This window comes from Variovorax paradoxus, assembly GCF_022009635.1.
GTDB lineage: Bacteria > Pseudomonadota > Gammaproteobacteria > Burkholderiales > Burkholderiaceae_C > Variovorax.
This window is the reverse complement of record NZ_CP091716.1, coordinates 3,894,237-3,912,243: the sequence shown is the minus strand read 5'-3', so window position 1 is coordinate 3,912,243 and position 18,007 is coordinate 3,894,237. Positions and strand designations below refer to the sequence as shown.

At 68.3% G+C, this 18,007-nt stretch carries 17 protein-coding genes; 6 read left to right on the top strand and 11 right to left on the bottom strand.

The window, feature by feature from the left end; all coding sequences use genetic code 11:
* Window positions 1-291: 291 nt before the first annotated feature.
* From L3V85_RS18230 to L3V85_RS18220, 3 genes are all read right to left on the bottom strand, one after another.
* Window positions 292-1,155, bottom strand: coding sequence for an NmrA family NAD(P)-binding protein (locus L3V85_RS18230; RefSeq protein WP_237680432.1), 864 nt, complete (start codon window positions 1,153-1,155; stop codon window positions 292-294).
* Between the two features lie 18 nt (window positions 1,156-1,173).
* Complete coding sequence (locus L3V85_RS18225) at window positions 1,174-1,485, bottom strand: plasmid stabilization protein (protein ID WP_237680431.1); 312 nt, start codon at window positions 1,483-1,485, stop codon at window positions 1,174-1,176.
* Window positions 1,486-1,599: 114 nt separating this feature from the next.
* The gene (locus tag L3V85_RS18220) at window positions 1,600-2,493 is read right to left on the bottom strand and encodes a LysR substrate-binding domain-containing protein (RefSeq protein WP_237680430.1); all 894 of its coding nucleotides are present in this window, start codon (window positions 2,491-2,493) and stop codon (window positions 1,600-1,602) included.
* A 153-nt stretch (window positions 2,494-2,646) separates the two neighbouring features.
* On the opposite strand from L3V85_RS18220, the gene L3V85_RS18215 reads away from it, so the two are divergent.
* Genes L3V85_RS18215 through L3V85_RS18190 form a run of 6 tightly spaced genes read left to right on the top strand, consistent with a single transcriptional unit; the run spans window position 2,647 to window position 9,793 of the window.
* Complete coding sequence (locus tag L3V85_RS18215) at window positions 2,647-3,807, top strand: C45 family autoproteolytic acyltransferase/hydolase (protein ID WP_237680429.1); 1,161 nt, start codon at window positions 2,647-2,649, stop codon at window positions 3,805-3,807.
* A gap of 21 nt (window positions 3,808-3,828) precedes the next feature.
* Window positions 3,829-4,716 (top strand): hydrolase, encoded by an 888-nt coding sequence (locus L3V85_RS18210; protein WP_237680428.1) that lies wholly within the window; start codon window positions 3,829-3,831, stop codon window positions 4,714-4,716.
* Between the two features lie 27 nt (window positions 4,717-4,743).
* Window positions 4,744-5,688 carry an ABC transporter permease gene (locus L3V85_RS18205; RefSeq protein ID WP_237680427.1) on the top strand — a complete coding sequence of 315 codons (945 nt, stop codon included), beginning with the start codon at window positions 4,744-4,746 and terminating at the stop codon, window positions 5,686-5,688.
* Between the two features lie 5 nt (window positions 5,689-5,693).
* Window positions 5,694-6,521, top strand: coding sequence for an ABC transporter permease (locus tag L3V85_RS18200; protein ID WP_237680426.1), 828 nt, complete (start codon window positions 5,694-5,696; stop codon window positions 6,519-6,521).
* Window positions 6,518-8,188, top strand: a complete 1,671-nt coding sequence (locus L3V85_RS18195; protein ID WP_237680425.1) for an ABC transporter ATP-binding protein — start codon at window positions 6,518-6,520, stop codon at window positions 8,186-8,188. The genes L3V85_RS18200 and L3V85_RS18195 overlap by 4 nt, the downstream gene beginning before the upstream one ends.
* Before the next feature lie 33 nt (window positions 8,189-8,221).
* Entirely contained in the window at window positions 8,222-9,793 is a 1,572-nt protein-coding gene (locus L3V85_RS18190) for an ABC transporter substrate-binding protein (protein WP_237680424.1), read from the top strand.
* A 16-nt stretch (window positions 9,794-9,809) separates the two neighbouring features.
* Here L3V85_RS18190 and L3V85_RS18185 read toward each other — a convergent pair whose 3' ends face one another.
* The 8 genes from L3V85_RS18185 to L3V85_RS18150 all read right to left on the bottom strand — a co-directional run bounded on the left by L3V85_RS18185 (window position 9,810) and on the right by L3V85_RS18150 (window position 17,939).
* Window positions 9,810-10,508, bottom strand: coding sequence for a glycosyltransferase (locus L3V85_RS18185; protein WP_237680423.1), 699 nt, complete (start codon window positions 10,506-10,508; stop codon window positions 9,810-9,812).
* A complete protein-coding gene (locus tag L3V85_RS18180) occupies window positions 10,505-11,110 on the bottom strand; it encodes a class I SAM-dependent methyltransferase (RefSeq protein WP_237680422.1) in 606 nt (201 codons plus the stop codon). Before L3V85_RS18180 ends, L3V85_RS18185 begins: the two co-directional genes overlap by 4 nt.
* A complete protein-coding gene (locus L3V85_RS18175) occupies window positions 11,107-11,868 on the bottom strand; it encodes a PIG-L deacetylase family protein (protein WP_237680421.1) in 762 nt (253 codons plus the stop codon). Before L3V85_RS18175 ends, L3V85_RS18180 begins: the two co-directional genes overlap by 4 nt.
* Window positions 11,856-12,875, bottom strand: a complete 1,020-nt coding sequence (locus tag L3V85_RS18170; RefSeq protein WP_237680420.1) for an acyl-CoA dehydrogenase — start codon at window positions 12,873-12,875, stop codon at window positions 11,856-11,858. The genes L3V85_RS18175 and L3V85_RS18170 overlap by 13 nt, the downstream gene beginning before the upstream one ends.
* A 103-nt stretch (window positions 12,876-12,978) precedes the next feature.
* A complete protein-coding gene (locus L3V85_RS18165; protein ID WP_237680419.1) occupies window positions 12,979-13,569 on the bottom strand; it encodes a DUF4304 domain-containing protein in 591 nt (196 codons plus the stop codon).
* A 2-nt stretch (window positions 13,570-13,571) separates the two neighbouring features.
* Window positions 13,572-14,195: an alpha-ketoglutarate-dependent dioxygenase AlkB gene (locus L3V85_RS18160; protein ID WP_237680418.1), complete on the bottom strand. Its 624-nt coding sequence runs from the start codon at window positions 14,193-14,195 to the stop codon at window positions 13,572-13,574.
* 10 nt (window positions 14,196-14,205) lie between these two features.
* Complete coding sequence (locus L3V85_RS18155) at window positions 14,206-15,483, bottom strand: family 16 glycosylhydrolase (RefSeq protein WP_237680417.1); 1,278 nt, start codon at window positions 15,481-15,483, stop codon at window positions 14,206-14,208.
* A 152-nt stretch (window positions 15,484-15,635) separates the two neighbouring features.
* A complete protein-coding gene (locus L3V85_RS18150) occupies window positions 15,636-17,939 on the bottom strand; it encodes an ATP-dependent DNA helicase (protein WP_237680416.1) in 2,304 nt (767 codons plus the stop codon).
* Window positions 17,940-18,007 lie beyond the last annotated feature (68 nt).

The following is an 18,007-nucleotide window of genomic DNA, read 5'->3' as shown; positions in this document are numbered from 1 at the left end:
ATTCCTTGAAGAGGGACTGAGGCGCGGGATCGTATCGGCGTGTCAGGCGGCCGGCAAACGGGCTTTTGGCGTGCGACAAGACGGTGTGTTGGGCGATGTTGACCGGGGTAGCGCGCGCGTTCGGCGCAAGGTGGTGCAAGACAGCGGCAATGTGCGCGCGAACACGCAAGCGGGCTCGTTGCAAGTTGTCAGGCTGGCGCCAGAGATCGCCGTGGAATGTCCGGTTCTCGCTGGCGAGCGCAGCCATTCCTCGACTTTCGGACGCCTGACTGGCGCGTTCTCGACAACCGGCTAGTCCGAACTCTTTCTCACCAGCGCCGTGATGTAGTCACGCAGCGAGATCGCACCGCGCTCAGGCTTCTCCGGCTCGAACTTGTCTTCCAGAGTGAGGCGCGTCATTTCCGCGTACGACCTTGCCGCCGCATCCGAAAAGCCCAGTGCCTTGAACGCCGGCACCCATTGCGCCTGCGGCGTCTGCACCGCCTCCACCGGGCGCCCCAGCGCCTCGGCAAAAGCCGCCGCCACGTCCGCCGAGGAGTAGCGCGCCGGCCCCTCGACATGGTGCGGCCCCGACGATTCCGCTGGGCCCAGCATCAGCTTCGCGGCGAACTCGCCCAGGTCGTGCGGCGCGACCATCGGCAGCGTGAAGCCGGGCGGATACATGGTGTGCACCTTGCCCTCCTCGCGCGCGGTCTTCAGCGATGCGTCCCAGTTGCTCATGTAGTAGGCCGCGCGCAGTGCGCTGAACGGCGCCGGACCGGCCTGCAGCGCCTGCTCCAACTCGTGGAGCACGCCGAGGTCGCCGATGCCTTTGCCGGGTCGTGCGCCATAGACCGATTCGGCGACGATTTTTTCGGGCCTGCAGCCCTCGAGCGCGGCGACGATGGCGCGCATGCTCCTGCGCTCCTCGGCCACCGTGTCGGTCGATGGCGCAGCGGGCGGGTTCAGCACGAAGATGCGCTGGCTGCCCTGGAACACGCGGTGCAGCGCGGGCGTGTCGAACACGTCGACTTCCGCCACGTGGGCGCCCTTGCGGCGCAGAGCTTCTGTCTTGCCGGCATCGCGCGTCACAACGGTCACGGGTTCGCTGCGAGCCAGCAGGGCTTGCGCGAGCGCCGAGCCGACATGGCCGGTGGCACCAAGAACGATATGCATCGCCTGGCTCCGCGCCGGTCAGCCCCGCTTTTCGGCGTTGCGCCTGCGCGTGGCCGCCGCCTTCTTTGCCGAAGCGGAACGCTCGGCGGCCGTGCGGTTTGCCGCAGCGGCACCGCCCAAGCGGCCACCCTTGCGGGCCGGCGCATGGTTTTCAGCCTTGCCCCGGCCGGAGCCTGATTTCTTTCCGCCGCCGGTCTCTGCATTCACCGTGGCCCAGGCGCGGCGTTCGGCTTCACCTTTGCCCACGCCTCGGTGTTCGTAGCCTTCCTCGATGTGCTCGGCCTGCCGCTTCTGCTTGTCCGTATAGGACGTCTTGTCGCCTCTTGGCATGTTCGTGCTCCTGCAAGGTTGGGGAGATTCCGATGCTGGAGACGCGCGCCGCCTTGCGGGTAAGAAGACGCACGCGCCTCGCGTAAGCGCTGTCTGTCTTCTGTCAAGGGCGTGTCAGGAGCCGGGCTTCATGCGTCGCAGGTGCGCCAGCATTTCCTCGCGGACCACGCCGGTGATGTGGCTGCGCCGACCGTTCTCCAGCATGCCCAGCCGCCGCGCCACCGGCCGGCCCGGCAGTTGCAGCACGCACAGCGCGGGGTCGCTTTCCCAGTCGAAGTTCTTCAGCAGCGGCGCCATGGTGAAGCCCACGTTCTTGCGCACCAGCTCGGCAATGGCCAGCAGCGAATTCAGCTCCAGGAACTCCTTGGGCACCAGTTGCAGCCGGCGCAGGATGCGGTCGATGCGCGCCCCGGTCGGCGTGCGCCGGTCGAAGCGGATAAAGGGGTGCGTGGCAAACAGGCTGGCAATGGGCGTGTCGGACGAGGCGATGCCCGAGTTGGCGATGACGGTGAGCGACTCGTCGTAGCACGGCGTCCACTGCAGGCCCGGCACGTCGGGCCACTGGCGCTCGACCACCACGGCGGCATCGAGCTCGCCGCTGGCCACGTCTTCCATGAGCTTCATCTGCTCGCGCACGCGCAGCTCGACTTCGAGGTTGGGGTGCAGCGACTTGAGTTGCGCCAGCGTGCTCGACAGCAGCCCCATGGCCGAGATGAGCGAGCCGAGCTTGATGGTGCCGGCGATCTGCCGCTGGTCCTGCAGGTCGCGCCGCATCGTCTCGTACTGCGCCAGCAGTTCCTCCGCGCGCGGCAGCAGCAGATGGCCGGCGGGGCTCAGCACCATGGTGCGGCCGGTCTTGTCGAACAGCGGCTTCTTCATTTCCGCCTCGAGCGCGCGCATCTGCTGGCCCACGGCGGCCTGCGTGAGCGCGACCTGGTCGGCCGCCGCGGCAAAGGAGCCACCCCGGGCCGCGGCCACGAAGGTTCGAAGAAAGCGGATGCTGCTCATGCCGTGTTCAAAGGGAAAGAATTTCTTTATTAATTCTAAATAATTTTTAAATTTATTTTTTCCTGTGCATGCAAAACAATGCGGCCCATGGTCATCGCCATACCGCCTTTGGGCGGCAGGCCGATGACAAGAACAACACAGCCCTTCCATTCCATGACCACCCCCCAGTACTTTCCCCTCGTCGATGTTTCCGGTACGCCGCATGCGCGCGGCGTGCAGCACGGCCGCGCGGTGCCCGAGCGCGTGGCCGGCGGTGTCGCGCTCTACCGCGCCCAGCTCGGCCGCCGCGGCCTGGACGACGCCACCATCGCCCGCCTGGCCCGGTCCATGCTCCCGCTGATCGAGGCCTACGACGCCAGCTACCTCGAGGAAATGCGCGGCATCGCCGAAGGCGCGGGCGTGCCGCTCGAAGACATCGTGATGATCAACTGCCGCACCGAGATGCTGTTCGGCTATGCCGACATGAAGAGCTCGGCCGAACCCAAGGCCAAGGTCGATACCGACGCCGCCTCGTCGGAAGACGGCGACTGCACCGGCCTCGTCGTGCTGCCCGCGCGCTCGGCCACCGGCCGCCTGATGCACGCCCATAACTGGGACTGGCGTCAGGAATGCGTCGACACCGGCATCGTGCTGCGCATCCGCACCGAGGGCGGCCCCGACATGCTGACTTTCACCGAGGCCGGCGCGCTGGCGCGGCACGGCTTCAACAGCAACGGCGTGTCTCTCACCGGCAATTCGCTGACCTGCCATGAAGACTTCCAGCAAGGCGCCGGCGTGCCGCTGGTGCTGCTGCGCCGCCGCGTGCTGGAGGCCGCCAACCTGGCCCAGGCCATGAAGACCATCTGGGCGTCGAAGCGCTACTGCGCCAACAACATGATCCTGGCGCAGGCCACCGGCAACGACGGCTCGGGCATCAGCCTGGAGACCTCGCCCGGCGAGATCTTCTGGACCCTGCCGGAGAACGACCTGCTGGTGCACGCCAATCACTGGATGTCGCCATCGGCCATCGTCAAGCTGCGCGACCCGGGCCTGCCGCAGCGGCCCGACAGCATCTACCGCCAGCACCGCGTCGAAAACGCGCTGCGCCGCGTGACCGCCCAGCCCGAGGGCCGCCGCATCGACTGGTCCCACGTCAAGGCCGCGCTGGCCGACGAATTCGGCAAGCCCGACGGCGTGCTGCGCACCCCAAAGCCCGCGGACTTCAGCAGCATCTCCGCCACCGTGGCCACCACGCTGATGGACGCCGCCAACCGCGTGATGTGGGTGGCGCGCAAGCCCTACGAGGCACGCAATTTCCAGGAATACACGCTGTAAGCAAGCCAGGCCCGAACGCCCATGACCACCACACCGCAACCCAACACCGCCTTCGCCGAGCAGCGCGCCCGCGCCATCTACGACCTGGGCCCGAGCACCATCTACGCCTCGCGCAGCGACCCGCGCTTTTCCTACTGCACCTACGTGCCCGAGCACATCGGCAAGCCCGGCGCCCGGCCTATGCAGCTGGTGGTGGTGATGCACGGTACCGGCCGCGGCTTCGTCAACTACCGCGAGGCCTTCAGCGGCTTTGCCCGGTGGAACGACTGCATCGTGCTGTGCCCGCTGTTCCCGGCCGGCGTGCGCGGCGACGGCAACCGCGACGGTTTCAAGCACCTGATAGAGGCCGACATCCACTACGACCGCATCCTGCTGGACATGGTGGCCGAGGTCGCGGAGAAATTCGGCTGCGACTTCAGCCGCTTCGCGCTCTTCGGCTACTCGGGCGGCGGCCAGTTCGCCAACCGCTTCGCGATGCTGCACCCCGAGCGGCTGTGGGCCGTGTCGATCGGCGCGCCGGGCTCGGTCACGCTGATCGACCCGGAGCAAGGCTGGTGGGTCGGCACCAAGGACTTCGCCGGCCGCTTCGGCAAGCCGATGAACCTGGAGGCCCTGCGCGAGCTGCCGGTGCACATGATCGCCGGCAAGGCCGACATCGAGACCTGGGAGATCACGCACCGCGAAGGCGGCAAGTACTACATGCCGGGCGCCAACGACGCCGGCCGCACCCGCCCCGAGCGGCTGGACACGCTGCGCCGCTCCTTCGAGGCCGCGGGCATCAAGGTCCGCTTCGAGCTGCTGGACAACGTGCCGCACAACGGCCTGGCCTGCGTGGGCCAGGTGCAGGAGTTCTTCGCCGACGCGCTGAATGCGCTGCGCGAGCCGCGCGCTGTGTCATCGTCGGCCTGACGTCCACTTCAACGAGGAATACGGCCCATGTTCCGTTTCGCAGCCTCCCGTATCGCGATGGCGATTCCCACACTGCTCATCGTGGCGGTGTCGGTGTTCGTGCTGATACGGCTGATTCCCGGCGACCCTGCCCAATTGCTGCTGGGCGACCTCGCCACGCCGGCCAGCCTGGCCGAGCTTCGCGCGCGCCTCGGGCTCGACCGCTCGGTGCCGGCGCAGTTCGGCATCTGGTTCGGCCATGTGCTGCAGGGCGACCTGGGCACCTCGATCAACAGCGGGCAGGACGTGCTCTCGCTGGTCACCGAGCGCTTTCTCATCAGCGGGCGCATCGTGCTGGTGGCCGTCGCGCTGGCCGCGATGGTGGCGGTGCCGGCCGGCATGATCGCCGCCTGGAAGCAGAACCGCGCGCCCGACCTGCTGCTGGTGGGCGCGGCCACGCTGCTGGTGTCCATTCCCACCTTCTGGCTCGGCCTGCTGTTGCTGCTGCTGTTCGGCCTGAAGCTGGGCTGGCTGCCGGTGGTGGGCTACGTGGGCATTTCCGAAGACTGGAAGAACGGTCTGCTCTACCTGCTGCTGCCGGTGCTCACGCTGTTCCTGCACGAGATCGGCGTGCTCATGCGCATGGCGCGCGCCAGCACGCTCGAAGTGCTGCGGCTGGACTACATCACGCACGCGCGGGCCAAGGGCCTGTCGGAGCGCGCGGTGCTGATGCGCCACGCCTTCAAGAACGCCTTCGGCCCGACCTGGACGCTGATCGGCCTGGTGCTGGGCAACCTGCTGGGCGGCATCGCGGTGGTGGAAACCGTGTTCACCATTCCGGGTCTGGGCCGGCTGCTGGTCGACGCGATCTTCGCGCGCGACTACCCGGTGATACAGGGCTGCCTGCTGTTCGTGGCGGTGATCTACGTGGCGGTGAACCTCGTCATCGACCTTTGCTACCCCTTCTTCGACCCGAGAGTCGCCGTCGAATGACAACGATGAAACGCAAGAAGCGAATTCCCCTGAACGCCTTGATCGGCATCGTCATCGTCGGCCTGATCGTGGCCGCCGCGCTCGTGAGCCTGGTGTGGACGCCGCACGATCCGCTGCGCATCAATTTCGGCGCGCGCCTGAAGCTGCCCGGCGGCGCGTTCCTGCTGGGCACCGACGAGTTCGGGCGCGACGAGCTCTCGCGCCTCATGGCCGGGGCCGCCACCAGCGTGTGGATCGCGGTGCTGACCGTGGGCTTTTCCATCGTGGTGGGCAGCATCGTCGGCGTGCTGACGGGCTTCCTGCGCGGCTGGACCGACCGCATCGTGATGGCCTTCAACAATGCGCTGCTGGCCTTCCCCGGCCTGCTGCTGGCGCTGGGCCTGCTGGCCGTGGTGGGCGCGAACCAGTACGGCATCGTGCTGGCGCTGGGGCTGGCCTACACGCCCTCGGTGACGCGCATCGTGCGCGGCACGGTGCTGTCGCTGCGCGAAAAGGAGTTCATCGAATCCTCGCGCGTACTGGGCAACTCCGAGCTCTACACCATGGTGCGCCACGTGCTGCCCAATTGCACCGCGCCGCTCACGGTGCTGGCCACCTCGATGTTCGGCTGGGTCATCCTGGCCGAGAGCGCGCTGTCCTTCCTGGGCCTGGGCGTGCCGCCGCCGGCGCCCACCTGGGGCAACATGCTGGCGTCGGCCCGCCCGTTCATGGCGCAGGCCAGCTACCTCTCGATTCTTCCGGGCCTGTGCATCGCGCTGACGCTGCTGGGCATCAACCTGCTGGGCGACGCGGTGCGCGACTGGCTCGATCCGCGCATGAAGGGCGTGCAATGACGACCAACATCACAAACGGCACGCCGCTGGTCAGCGTGGAAGGCCTGACGCTGGCCGTCGGCATGGGCGGGCGAGAGATCGTGCGCAATGTGTCCTTCGACATCGCGCCGGGCGAGATGGTCGGCATCGTCGGCGAATCGGGCAGCGGCAAGACGCAGGCCGCGCGCGCCATCATGGGGCTCACGCCGCCGCCGCTGGTGCGCACGGCGGGCCGCATCCTGTTCGAGGGCGAAGACCTCACGCAGGCAAAGCCGGCGCGGCTGCGCGAACTGCGCGGCGCGCGCGTGGGCATGGTGTTCCAGGAACCCATGACCTCGCTCAACCCGTCGATGACCATCGGCAAGCAACTGGTCGAGGCGCTGGCGCTGCACCGGCGCGACCTGTCGCCGGCGGCGCGGCGCGAGCGCATCCTCGACATGCTGGCGCGCGTGGGCATCCGCGACCCCAAGGGCGCGCTCGATGCCTGGCCGCACGAGTTTTCGGGCGGCATGCGCCAGCGCATGATGCTGGCCTCGGTGATGCTGCTGGAGCCCGCGCTGCTGATTGCCGACGAGCCCACCACCGCGCTCGACGCCGTGGTGCAGCGCGACGTGCTGGAGCTCATGGTCGGCCTCACGCGCGAGCACCGCACCGCCGTGCTCATGATCAGCCACGACCTGCCGATGGTCGCCCGCTTCACCCAGCGCATGGTCGTGATGCGCCACGGCGAGGTGATGGAAACCGGCCGCACCGACGACATGCTCGAACAGCCCAGGCACGCCTACACACGCGAGCTGCTGCAGGCCATGCCGCACCGCCTGCCCGCGCGCCAGGTGCCCGACGAGGCGCCGGTGGTCGAGGTGCGCAACCTGGTGGTCGACTACGCCGGCCATCGCCGCCTTTTCGCCAAGACCGTGCCCAAGCGCGCGCTGCACGGCATCGACCTGGTGGTGCGGCCGCGCGAGGTGGTCGCGGTGGTCGGCGGCTCGGGCTCGGGCAAGACCACGCTGGGGCGCACCATCGCGGGCCTGCTGCAACCCAGCGGCGGCGAGATCATGTTCCGCGGGCGCCCCATCCTGCGCTCCGACGCCGGCTGGTCCGACTACCGGCTGCAATGCCAGATGGTGTTCCAGGACCCGTATGCCTCGCTCGATCCGCGCATGACCATCGGCCAGCTCGTGGGCGAAGGGCTGCGGCTCGTCAAGGGCATGTCGACGGCCGACCGGGCGCGCCGCGTGCAGGAAGTGCTCGAAGAAGTGGGCCTGGGCACGGGCTTCGCGCCGCGCTATGCGCACGAGTTGTCGGGCGGCCAGCGCCAGCGCGTGGCCATTGCGCGCGCCATCGTGCGCCGGCCGGCCTTCGTGATTGCCGACGAGCCGGTGTCGGCGCTCGACGTGACGGTGCGCGCGCAGGTGCTGGCACTGTTCGCCGAACTGCAGAAGCGCCACGGCTTTTCCTGCCTTTTCATCAGCCACGACCTGGGCGTGGTCGAGCAGGTGGCCGACCGCGTCGTCGTGATGCAGGACGGCCGCATCGTCGAGCAAGGCTCGCGCGACACCGTGTTCGACGCGCCGACGCAGGACTACACGCGCAAGCTGCTGTCCGCCATTCCGGCGCTGGAGCCCACCGCCGGCGGCGGCGTGCGGCTGCGCTGGCGTTTCGGCGCCGAGGCACCCGCCCTCGCCTGATCTTTTTTTGTCATTGCACCGCAGGAGTTCTTCATGCCCCGCTTTCCCCTCCGCCACGCCGCCCTCGCCGCTGCCTGCCTGGCCGCCTCGGGCGCCTTCGCGCAGACCAGCGTCACGGTGGCCCAGCCCGCCGACATCCGCTCCACCAACCCCGGCGTGAACCGCGACAACACCACCGACGGCGTGGTGCTGAACATCGTCGAGGGGCTGGTCGGCTACCGCATGGACGGCAGCGTGGGCCCGCTGCTGGCGCAGTCGGTCGACGTATCGGCCGACGGCCTGACCTACACCTTCAAGCTGCGCAAGGGCGTGAAGTTCCACAACGACGCGCCACTGACCTCGGCCGACGTGGCCTGGAACTGGAAGCGCTACATGGACCCGAAGACCGACTGGCGCTGCACCAGCGAGTACGACGGCCGCAACGGCCTGAAGGTGGTGGAGACCGCCACGCCAGACGCCGGCACCTTCGTGATGAAGATCAACAAGCCCTCGGCCGTGTTCCTCGACACGCTGGCGCGCACCGACTGCGGCATGACCGCCATCCTGCACAAGAGCTCGCTCAAGGCCGACGGCAGCTGGGACAAGCCCGTGGGCACTGGCCCGTTCAAGTTCGGCGAGTGGAAGCGCGGCGAGTACGTCACGCTCACCGCCTTCAAGGGCTACACCTCCACGCCCGGCGCCACCAAGTCCGACGGCTACATCGGCCTGAAGGCGCCGCTGGTGGATTCGGTGAAATTTCTGGTCGTGCCCGACGCCGCCACCGCCGCGGCGGGCCTGAAGTCGGGCGCCATCGACGCGGGCCAGATCACGTCGAGCGACGCGCAGGAGCTCAAGAACGACCGCAACCTCGCGGTGCAGGCGCCGCCCGAGGCCATCAAGAACGTGCTGCTGATCCAGACGCGCGATCCGCTGCTCAAGAACCAGAAACTGCGCCAGGCAATTGCCGCGTCGCTCGACATCGAGCAGATCGTGGCCGCCGCTTCCGAAGGGCTGGGCTCGGTCAACAACTCGGCCATCCACAAGGGCTCGGCCTTCTACAGCGCCGCGCAGAAAAAGGGCTGGCACTACGACCCCGCCCAGGCCGCCAAGCTGCTGCGCGAGGCCGGCTACAAGGGCGAGAAGATCACCATCCAGACCAACAAGCGCGCCCATGTGCCCAGCTACACCGTGGCCGTGCTGGCGCAGGCCATGATGCAGTCGGTGGGCATCAACGCACAGCTGGAAGTGCTCGAATGGGCCACGCAGCTCGACCGCTACAACAGCGGCAACTACCAGATCAGCTCCTTCAGCTATTCGTCGCGGCTCGACCCCGCGCTGAGCTACGAGCAGTTCTCGGGCCCCAAGGACAAGCAGTCGCGCAAGGTGTGGGAAGACCCGCAGGCGCTGAAGCTCATCGACGACAGCTTCGCGGAGTCCGACCCGAAGAAGCGCCAGGCGCTGTTCGACCAGATCCACGGCCTGATGATCCAGCAGGTGCCTATGGTGATGCTGTTCAACGGCATCGATGCCTGGGCCGTGCGCAAGCGCGTGAGCGGCTTCGCGGTGTGGGAAGGCAAGCCGCGCCTGTGGGGCGTGTCGGTGGCCGGCGGCGCCAAGGGCGGCTGAGCCCCGGGGCCGAAGCTCACGTCGGCGCGCTGGCGAGCAACGGCGCCGGCGCGAGCGAGGCCACCATGGCCAGCAGCGTGTCGCCGAAGCCGCCGCGCGCACGCGCGTCGGTGCGGGCGCTGGTAGTGACGCGCGGGCCGGCGCTCCAGGCGATGCGCGCGCCGACGGCCTCCAGCGCCTCGACCAGCGCCACGTCTTCGCTGCAGGCCAGCGGCGCGAAGCCGCCGGCGCGGCGATAGGCCTGCGCCGCCACGCCGAGGTTGGCGCCGTGCACGTGCCGATGGCCTTCGGCATGCACATAGCGGCTGTCGAAATGCGCCCTCGCCCGCTCGCCTTCGGCGCCGTGTGCGCTCCAGTCGTCGACGCTGACGCAGCCGCACACCGCATCGGCGTTCTCCGCGAGCTGCATCGCCAGCCAGTCGGGCGCGACCACGGTGTCGGCGTCGGTGAAGGCCAGCCAGCGCGCGCCGGCCTCGATGCACAGCTCGGCACCCCGGCCGCGCGCAACGCCGACGTTGCGCACGTCGAGCGCCAGCCGCGCCACGCGGTGATGCTCGGCCACGCGTTCGCTGCCGTCGGTGCAACTGTCGAGCACCACGATCACGCCGACCGGCTCGCCGCCCAGTGCCGGGTGCCGCGCCGCCACCCACACGGCGGCAAGCGCCGCGCCCAGCAGCTCGCACTCGTTGTGCGCGGGAATGACGACGCCGATCACCGGATGCCCTCGCGCCGCGCCACCGAGCGCCCGTCGCGTGCCCAGACATGCAGCACGAAGTCGTCTTCCTCGTGGCGCACGAGGCGCGCGAGACCGAGCGCGCCCAGGATGCCGTGCACCTCGTCCGTCGAGAGGCTGCGCTGCTGGAAGCCCGGCCGCCAGTCGCAGGCCACCAGGGTGCCGTCGGCGGCCAGCGAGGCCTCGCAGCATTCGGCCACGCGCTGCATGTCGTCGCGCGACAGGAAATAGCCGACTTCGCTGAGCACGATCAGGTCGAAGGGGTCCGCGTCATGCGGCCAGTCGCCGGGCAGAGACTGCCGTTCGACATGCACATGGGACCATTCGCGGGTGCGCCCCCGCGCGATCTGCACCGCCCGGTCGGAAAAGTCGCTCGCGAGCAACCGTCCGCAGCGCGGCGCGAGCGCGTGCGTGAGCTCACCGGCGCCGCAGCCCGGCTCGTAGGCCTTGCCGTAGTGCGGCTGCGGCAGCGCGGCCAGCAGCACGTCGCGCTTGCGGGATTCGTACCAGCGATAGCGCAACTCGTAGGGGTCGTCGCTGCGCGCATAGAGCGCGTCGAAATAAGGGCGCTGCCCCTCGCTCACAGGAACACCACCTCGTATGGCCGCGCGGCGCGCTGCACGGTGGTGGCGCGCAGCACCGGACCGGAGCCGGTGGAAGCATCGCGCCGCAACTGGCTGGTGAAGGACTGGACCGCGGCGCGCTTGCGGCGCACGGCCTCTTCGCTGAGCAGCAGGCGGAAGGCGTGCTTCCAGGGCATGCGCGCATCGCCCGGGCTCGACCAGTGCCAGCCCCACACCGGCACTTCGACCAGTCGCGCGCCTGCGCTCGCGGCGGCCAGCGCGCAGGCCTCTCCGGTGGCTTCGTGATCGGGGTGGCCGTCGCGGCGCCATGTGGTGAACACCACGTCGCGCGGTCGCAGCAGCGACACCAGGCGCGCCGCGAGCACCGCCCGCAGCGCCTTCAGGCCACCGTCGGGCAGGCCGAGCCGCGCGGGCTCGACGTCTTCCAGCCCCAGCCGGTGCAGCGCCCGCAGGCTCTCGCGCGGACGAGCCTGCGCGAGCCGCTCGGCGGGCCATTCGGTGGAGCCGCGATGGCTGGCCGTGCCGTCGGTCACGGCAATCACCTCGACCGGCGTGCCGCTGTCGGCCAACTGCGCGAGCAGTCCGCCGACGGCCAGCACCTCGTCGTCGGGATGCGGCGCGACCACGACCGCGCGCGAACCGGCGGGCACGAGATCGCGCGGCGCGACCGTGGGCAGCTCGGCCATCCCGGGCCAGTTGCGCCATTCGGCTTCGGGCGTGCCTTCGCCCCGGATGGCGCGGCGCTCTACAGCGTCCATGGCGGTGTCTCCTCTTCGGTGCTGTCTGTCGTGACCAACTGGCCGAGCGCCGCAAGGTCGCGCTCGGCATGGCTCTGGCGCAGGAACACGGGCAGGTCGGCCATCGCATGTGCGAACCGCGGCTCGCGGCACAACGGTCCGGCGCCTACAGCGCGGCCGGCGTGGTGCATGACTTCCTGGGCGGCTTGCTCGACGGCAAGGCGGACCCGCATCGCGACACGCTGTGCATTGCCTTGCGGATGACGGTCGATCCATGCGGCGGATTCGCGCAGCAAAGAAGCGGCTGCTCCGAGTGCGACTTCAATAGCGCCCAGATGGGCCAGCCGGTGGGCATCGGCCTTCGGCCCGGTTGATTCGCGCACCCGCCTTGCGATGCCGAGCGCGCCGCCGAACCAGCAGGCGGCAATGCCCGCCCCGCCCTGCCAAAAGCCCGGCCGCCGGGTGTAGTCGCCAGGCTGGCCGATCTGCACGGCGCGGGCACTGTCGAAGCGAACATCGACGCTCGCGCTCCCGGCCATGCCGACGGCATGCCAGCCTTCGTTGGTCACGCGCACGCTTGGCTGGTCCATGGCGACCGCCGCGAGGCATGGCTCGCCTTCGGTATTCCAGCCGCTGACCACGGCATGCGTGACGCTGGCCGCGCCGGAGCACCAGGCCTTGGTGCCGTTCAGCCGGATGTCTCGCCCTGCATCGCCCTTTTCGAAAACAACCCGCGCATCGGGCGGCTCGGCGCACCAAGTGCCCCAGCGCACGCCCATGGGAACGGCCGGTGCGCCGCCCAGCTCGGCCAGGATGGCGAGCGCGTCGGTGTGGCCTTCGAAGAGCTTGACGAGCGAAAGATCGTGCGCCGCGACTGCCGCGAGCACGCGCCAGCGCGCGAGGGTCTGGCCGCCGCCCGGTCGCGGCAGCACGTCGATGCCGGCGTCGACGAGGTGCTTCAGCGCCAGGTCGCGGCCGTGCCGGAGCTTCAGGGAGGCAAGTACATCGTCGGGGGCGGCATCGAACATGCGCCGACCTTAGGGACGGCCTGCGCGCGACCCCGTCGGTGCGTGGCGCCGGCGCCTGTAGGAGCGCGGCTGCCGCGCTGCGCAGGGCAAGGATGGGGCCGCCTCAGCCGGCCAGGACCTCGGCCAGATCGGCTTTCAACGAGGTTGCCCGCTCGGGCGCGCGCGCCAACGCCTCGTCGACCAACACCCGCGCCCGCTCGCGGTCGCCCAGGTGCACGGCGATGCGCGCCAGGTGCAAGCCGTTGCGCGGATGGATCTGCTTCGGATCGGCCTCGCGCAGCAGTTGCTCGAAGCTTTGCGGGTAGCTGCCGTACCTGGCGAAGAACGCACGGCCCGCGCCCGCCCATTCGCGCACGATGAGATCGACATTCGCCTCCGCCTCCTCCTTCGTCTGCCCGTAGGCCCAGTCGGAACCATGCGCGGGGGGCGGCTCGAGACGGTCCCGGAACACGCAGTGGGATTCTTCCGTTGCATCGGGTGCCACGCTGCCGCCGCCTTCGGTCGGCAGAAAGTCCAGGTGCGCGCCGAGGTTCAGGTAGCACTTCTTGCCGCCGCTCGCGCCCTGCACGTTGAACACATGGATCATCGGTCCGTCGATGCGGCGCAGCGTCTGGCCCGTGCCCTCGAAGCCCTCGGCCTTCAGAACCGGATGGAGTTTTTGCGCGAGCAGCTTGAGAAAGACGGTGCGGTTCATGGTCAGCGTGTTTTCCGTGTTCGCAGGGTGATGGAGTAGCGCAGCGCCTCGGTCGGCGCGATGGCATGTTGCCACGCCCAGCGGGCCGGCCCGCGCAGCAGGTACACGGAGCGCGGCTCGATCAGGAATTCGAGCGCGGCCGGCCCGGAGTTGGGCGAGCCCGGCACGTAGGGCCTAAACTGCATCACCGCGTCGCCTTGCAGCGAGACGCCGACGATGTCCTCGAAGTCGGGCACATCGCGGTGCCAGCCGAGCGGCGTACCTGGGCGGTACTCGGCAATCAGCGCATGGCTGAGATCTTCGGGCGCGATACCGGCCCATGCCGCCGCCTTCTCCCGAAGTGGATGCAGCACCTCGGGCAGCGGTGCGCCGGGCTTGAGGCGGTTGGTGTCGAAGTCGTAGCTGCCGCCGAAGCTGGTGCCGCGACGGCGCGCGGTGTATTCCTTGTAGCGCATCTCCTTGAGCGGCAAGCCCTGCACGATGCGCAGCAGTTCGGCCTCTTCGGCGAAGGACAGGAAGTCGCGCTCGTAGCGCAGGCCCTCGATGGCAGCCACGGGCGCCTCGCCGAACAGGTCGGGCTGGGCGGCATGCTCGAGGCGTCGGGTGGAGCGCGTCTTCCTTGTCACGGGCCCTCAGTCATGGTTGCCAGAGGCGGACCCAGTCGACCTGCATGACCGGATTGGTACTGGCGCCGCGCGGACCGTAGCCCTCCGGCGGAATGTTGCCCGCCCAGGCCTTGTCCTTGATCTCGGTGGTCAGCAGGATGTATTCGGGGCTCTCGGAAATGCCCTCTGTGGTGCTCCAGAACTGCTTCCCGTCGAGGTAGAACTGATATTCGGTCGAAGTCCAAAGCAAACCCACCGTATGCCAGTCGGAGAACGACTGTCCCGCCGGCAGTGACCTCACCTTGCTGTCTCTGCTCTTTGCCTCTCCCGGCGTATAGCCATTCCAATGCACTGCGCTCGAATGCGAATTGCTGACGTCATCCGCATTGTTCGCCCCGACCGCCCGATGTTCGATAACGTCGATTTCCGCTCCCGCAGCCGGATTTTCTGGCGTATACACCCTGTTGCTGTTGGACTGCAACCAGAACGCGGACCACTGCCCCGGAGCGTTCACGAATCGAATGCGCGCCTCGATATACCCGAAAGTGAATTTGCAGCCCGGGTCCTTGTTCGTATCGAGCCAGCCCGTGTAATGCGTGCCTGCGTCCGTGTAGGTAGAGATCGTCACGATGCTGTTGGAGACAGCGACGGCGTCGGGCGTCTGCTGCGCATCGTCCCGCCTTTTGTCGACCACCCGCCATTTGTTGCTGTCCACGCTGGTGCCATCGAATTCGTCATGCCAAGTGAGTCGATAGTCCTTTGCTGGCCCAGGCGCGGCCAGTACCGCAAGCTGCGCGCTGGATCGGGCGGCTCCCCTAGCCGTTCGGACGATGACCGGACCGGTGGTCGCCGACGCGGGCACGGTCACTGAAATCTGTGTTTCGGAGTCCACTGTGAATTGAGTTGCAGCCTTACCGCCAAAGCTCACCGACGCGGTCGAATCGAATTTAGAACCCTTGATAACAATTACGCTGCCAGCAACCCCGGCGGACGGGAAAAAAGACTGAATGACCGGGCTGGTCGCAGTGGGCGAAAAATCTTCGATGGCCGAGTTGGTTGCCGAAGGCGGCGGGTTCTCCGTGGCAGATCCGCTTGCGGCGGGCGGCGGGTTGTCACGAGGCGGGTTGGCTGCGGGAGGAAGCAAGCTTTCAATGCCCGGGCCTGCTCCGCCACCCGAGCCTCCACCGCCGCAGCCGGCCAGAACCGAACCTCCCCAAAGCACCGTTGCGGTTTGCGCGCCTGTTTGCAAGAACCGCCTCCGCGATTTTTTAATGACTGCCGAATTCTTGACCGAGCGAATTGATTTCATTGAGGGCCATCCCGTTGTTGAATATTCCTCATCGAGTCTAAATCCCGAATTTGGCGGAAGCGGCAACGACCCCAAAGGAAGTCCCGGAAATTTTTTAATTCGGCGTTAATTTCAATTCAATTGAGGGAGCCTAATGTCAGCAAATTCCTAATTCATTCATCGCTCGATATTCGCACCCCGGCAGTCCGCACATGCCACCAGCGCGGCAGCAGTTCCCGGATTTCGGCACGCGCGAAGCGGTCGTCCAGCAGATGCAGCACGCCGCGGTCGTCCTCCGTGCGAATCACGCGGCCCGCCGCCTGCACCACCTTCTGCAGGCCGGGATAGAGGTAGGTGTACTCGTAGCCCTTGCCGAAGCGCGTCTGCATGCGCTCGCGGGTGATCTCGTTGAGTTCGTTGTATTGCGGCAGCCCCAGGCTGGCCACGAAGGCGCCGATCAGCCGGCTGCCCGGCAGGTCGATGCCCTCGCCGAACGCGCCGCCCAGCACCGCGAAGCCTATGCCCTGCCCGCCTTCCTCGAAGCGCGCGATGAAGCCATGGCGCTCGGCCTCGCGCATGCCGCGCGTCTGGGTCCACACGGGCACGCCGGGGTGTCGCATGGAGAAGGCGGCGCAGGCTTTCTCCAGGTAGTCGAAGCTGCTGAAGAACGCGAGGTAGTTGCCCGGCAGGCGCTCGTACTGCGCGCCGATGATGTCCGCCACGTTGCGCAGCGAGCCCGCGCGGTCGCGAAAGCGCGTCGACACGTCCATGGCCACTTCGACATGCAGTTGTTTGCTGTGAAATGGCGAGGCCACGTCGAGCAGCGCGGTGTCTTCGGGCAGGCCGAGCGCGTCGCGGTAGAACTCGAAAGGCGACAGCGTGCCCGAGAAACAGGTGACCGACGCCGCCTCCACGAAGCGCCCCTGCAGGAAAGGCGCCGGCACGAGGTTGCGGATCGCCAGCCGGCGCGCCTGCTGTGTGGCGCCCAGGGTGCGCTCGAACACCGAATGGTCGCCGAAGGCCTCGGCCAGCCGTGCGAAATGCAATGCATCGAAGAAGAAGCGCTGCAGCGGCCCCTGCGAAGCATCGGGCGTGGCCGCGAAATGCTCGGCCATGGCGGTGTTGGCCGCCTGCAGGGTGCGAAGAAAGCGCTCGGGTATCTCGTCGCCGGTTTCGTAGTCGGCCTGCTGCGATTGCTGCACCGTGTCCCACTCCCGGAAAACGCGGGCCAACGGGCCGCGCAGCACGGCCGGTGCCATGCGATGGGCCTCTTCCAGCGCGCCGCCGTCGAGCTCGGCCGTGTACATGCCGCGTGCGCGTTCGAGCAGGTTGTGCGCTTCGTCCACCAGCACGGCGGCGCGCCAGTCGGCCTCGCGCATGGTGGCGTAGAGAAAGGCGCTGCTGTCGAAGTAGTAGTTGTAGTCGCCGACGATGGCGTCGGCCCAGTGCGCCATTTCCTGCGCGAGGAAATACGGGCAGACCTCATACGCAAGGCCGATGTCGCGCAGCGACTGGCGGTCGAGCCACGCCACCTTCGCTGCCTGCTCGCGCGCGGCGGGCAGGCGGTCGTAGAAGCCCTTGGCGAGCGGGCAAGCGTCGCCGTGGCAGGCGCGGTCGGGGTATTCGCAGACTTTTTCGCGCGCCGCGAGTTCGAGCACGCGCAGCCGGCCCTGGCCTTGGCCCTTGTCGAGCACGCGCAGCGCGTCCAGCGCCACCGGGCGGCCCGAAGTCTTGGCGGTGAGAAAGAACAGCTTGTCGATCTTGCGGGCGGCGCGCGCCTTCAGCAGCGGGAAGATGGTGGCCAGCGTCTTGCCGATGCCGGTGGGCGCCTGCGCCATGAGGCAGCGCCCGCCCGCGCCGGCACGGTAGACAGCCTCGGCCAGCTCGCGCTGCCCCGCGCGGAAGCTGCCGTACGGGAATACGAGCGCGGCCAGCGTGCTGTCCAGCGCGGTGCGGTGCGCAGCCTCGGTCGCGGCCCAGGCGGCGTAGCGGCCGCACAGCAGTTCGAAGTGCTCGCGCAGGGTTTCCCGGGTGTGATGCTCCTCCAGCACGGTCTCGTCGCCCGTGGCGATGTCGAAGTAGACCAGCGCGACGGTCATCTCGTCGTGGCCGTCCCGCTCACAGAGCATCCAGCCATAGGTGCGTGCCTGCGCCCAGTGCAGTGCGCGGTGGTTTCCGCGGATGGCGTCGAAGTCGCCCCGAAAGGTCTTGATCTCTTCCACCCTGGCCTTGTGGAACTCGTAGCCGTCGGCCCGGCCGCGCACATGCATCTCGCCGCAGGTGGCTTCGAGCCCGACCTCGCATTCGTAGTCGCCGCCGCGCCGGTGCTGCACCAGCGCGTGGCCGGCCATGCCTTCGAGCGCGCTGGGCGCGGGCACGAAGCGCAGGTCGAGGTCGCCCGCCTTCGCGCCAAAGGCGCACAGGGCCTTGACGGAAACGGTGTGCGCGACCGGAGGGAGGGGTTCGTCGGGGTCCATTGCGAAACAACTGGATGGATATACAGATGTTATCGCCGACCGGGACCAAGAACTACCCCTCCGTGAAG

Bases quoted from the DNA above. Each gene is read 5' to 3' on its own strand.
- L3V85_RS18230 (WP_237680432.1), bottom strand. From the start codon at position 1,155: ATGCATATCGTTCTTGGTGCCACCGGCCATGTCGGCTCGGCGCTCGCG.
- L3V85_RS18225 (WP_237680431.1), bottom strand. From the start codon at position 1,485: ATGCCAAGAGGCGACAAGACGTCCTATACGGACAAGCAGAAGCGGCAG.
- L3V85_RS18220 (WP_237680430.1), bottom strand. From the start codon at position 2,493: ATGAGCAGCATCCGCTTTCTTCGAACCTTCGTGGCCGCGGCCCGGGGT.
- L3V85_RS18215 (WP_237680429.1), top strand. From the start codon at position 2,647: ATGACCACCCCCCAGTACTTTCCCCTCGTCGATGTTTCCGGTACGCCG.
- L3V85_RS18210 (WP_237680428.1), top strand. From the start codon at position 3,829: ATGACCACCACACCGCAACCCAACACCGCCTTCGCCGAGCAGCGCGCC.
- L3V85_RS18205 (WP_237680427.1), top strand. From the start codon at position 4,744: ATGTTCCGTTTCGCAGCCTCCCGTATCGCGATGGCGATTCCCACACTG.
- L3V85_RS18200 (WP_237680426.1), top strand. From the start codon at position 5,694: ATGAAACGCAAGAAGCGAATTCCCCTGAACGCCTTGATCGGCATCGTC.
- L3V85_RS18195 (WP_237680425.1), top strand. From the start codon at position 6,518: ATGACGACCAACATCACAAACGGCACGCCGCTGGTCAGCGTGGAAGGC.
- L3V85_RS18190 (WP_237680424.1), top strand. From the start codon at position 8,222: ATGCCCCGCTTTCCCCTCCGCCACGCCGCCCTCGCCGCTGCCTGCCTG.
- L3V85_RS18175 (WP_237680421.1), bottom strand. From the start codon at position 11,868: ATGGACGCTGTAGAGCGCCGCGCCATCCGGGGCGAAGGCACGCCCGAA.
- L3V85_RS18170 (WP_237680420.1), bottom strand. From the start codon at position 12,875: ATGTTCGATGCCGCCCCCGACGATGTACTTGCCTCCCTGAAGCTCCGG.
- L3V85_RS18165 (WP_237680419.1), bottom strand. From the start codon at position 13,569: ATGAACCGCACCGTCTTTCTCAAGCTGCTCGCGCAAAAACTCCATCCG.
- L3V85_RS18155 (WP_237680417.1), bottom strand. From the start codon at position 15,483: ATGAAATCAATTCGCTCGGTCAAGAATTCGGCAGTCATTAAAAAATCG.
- L3V85_RS18150 (WP_237680416.1), bottom strand. From the start codon at position 17,939: ATGGACCCCGACGAACCCCTCCCTCCGGTCGCGCACACCGTTTCCGTC.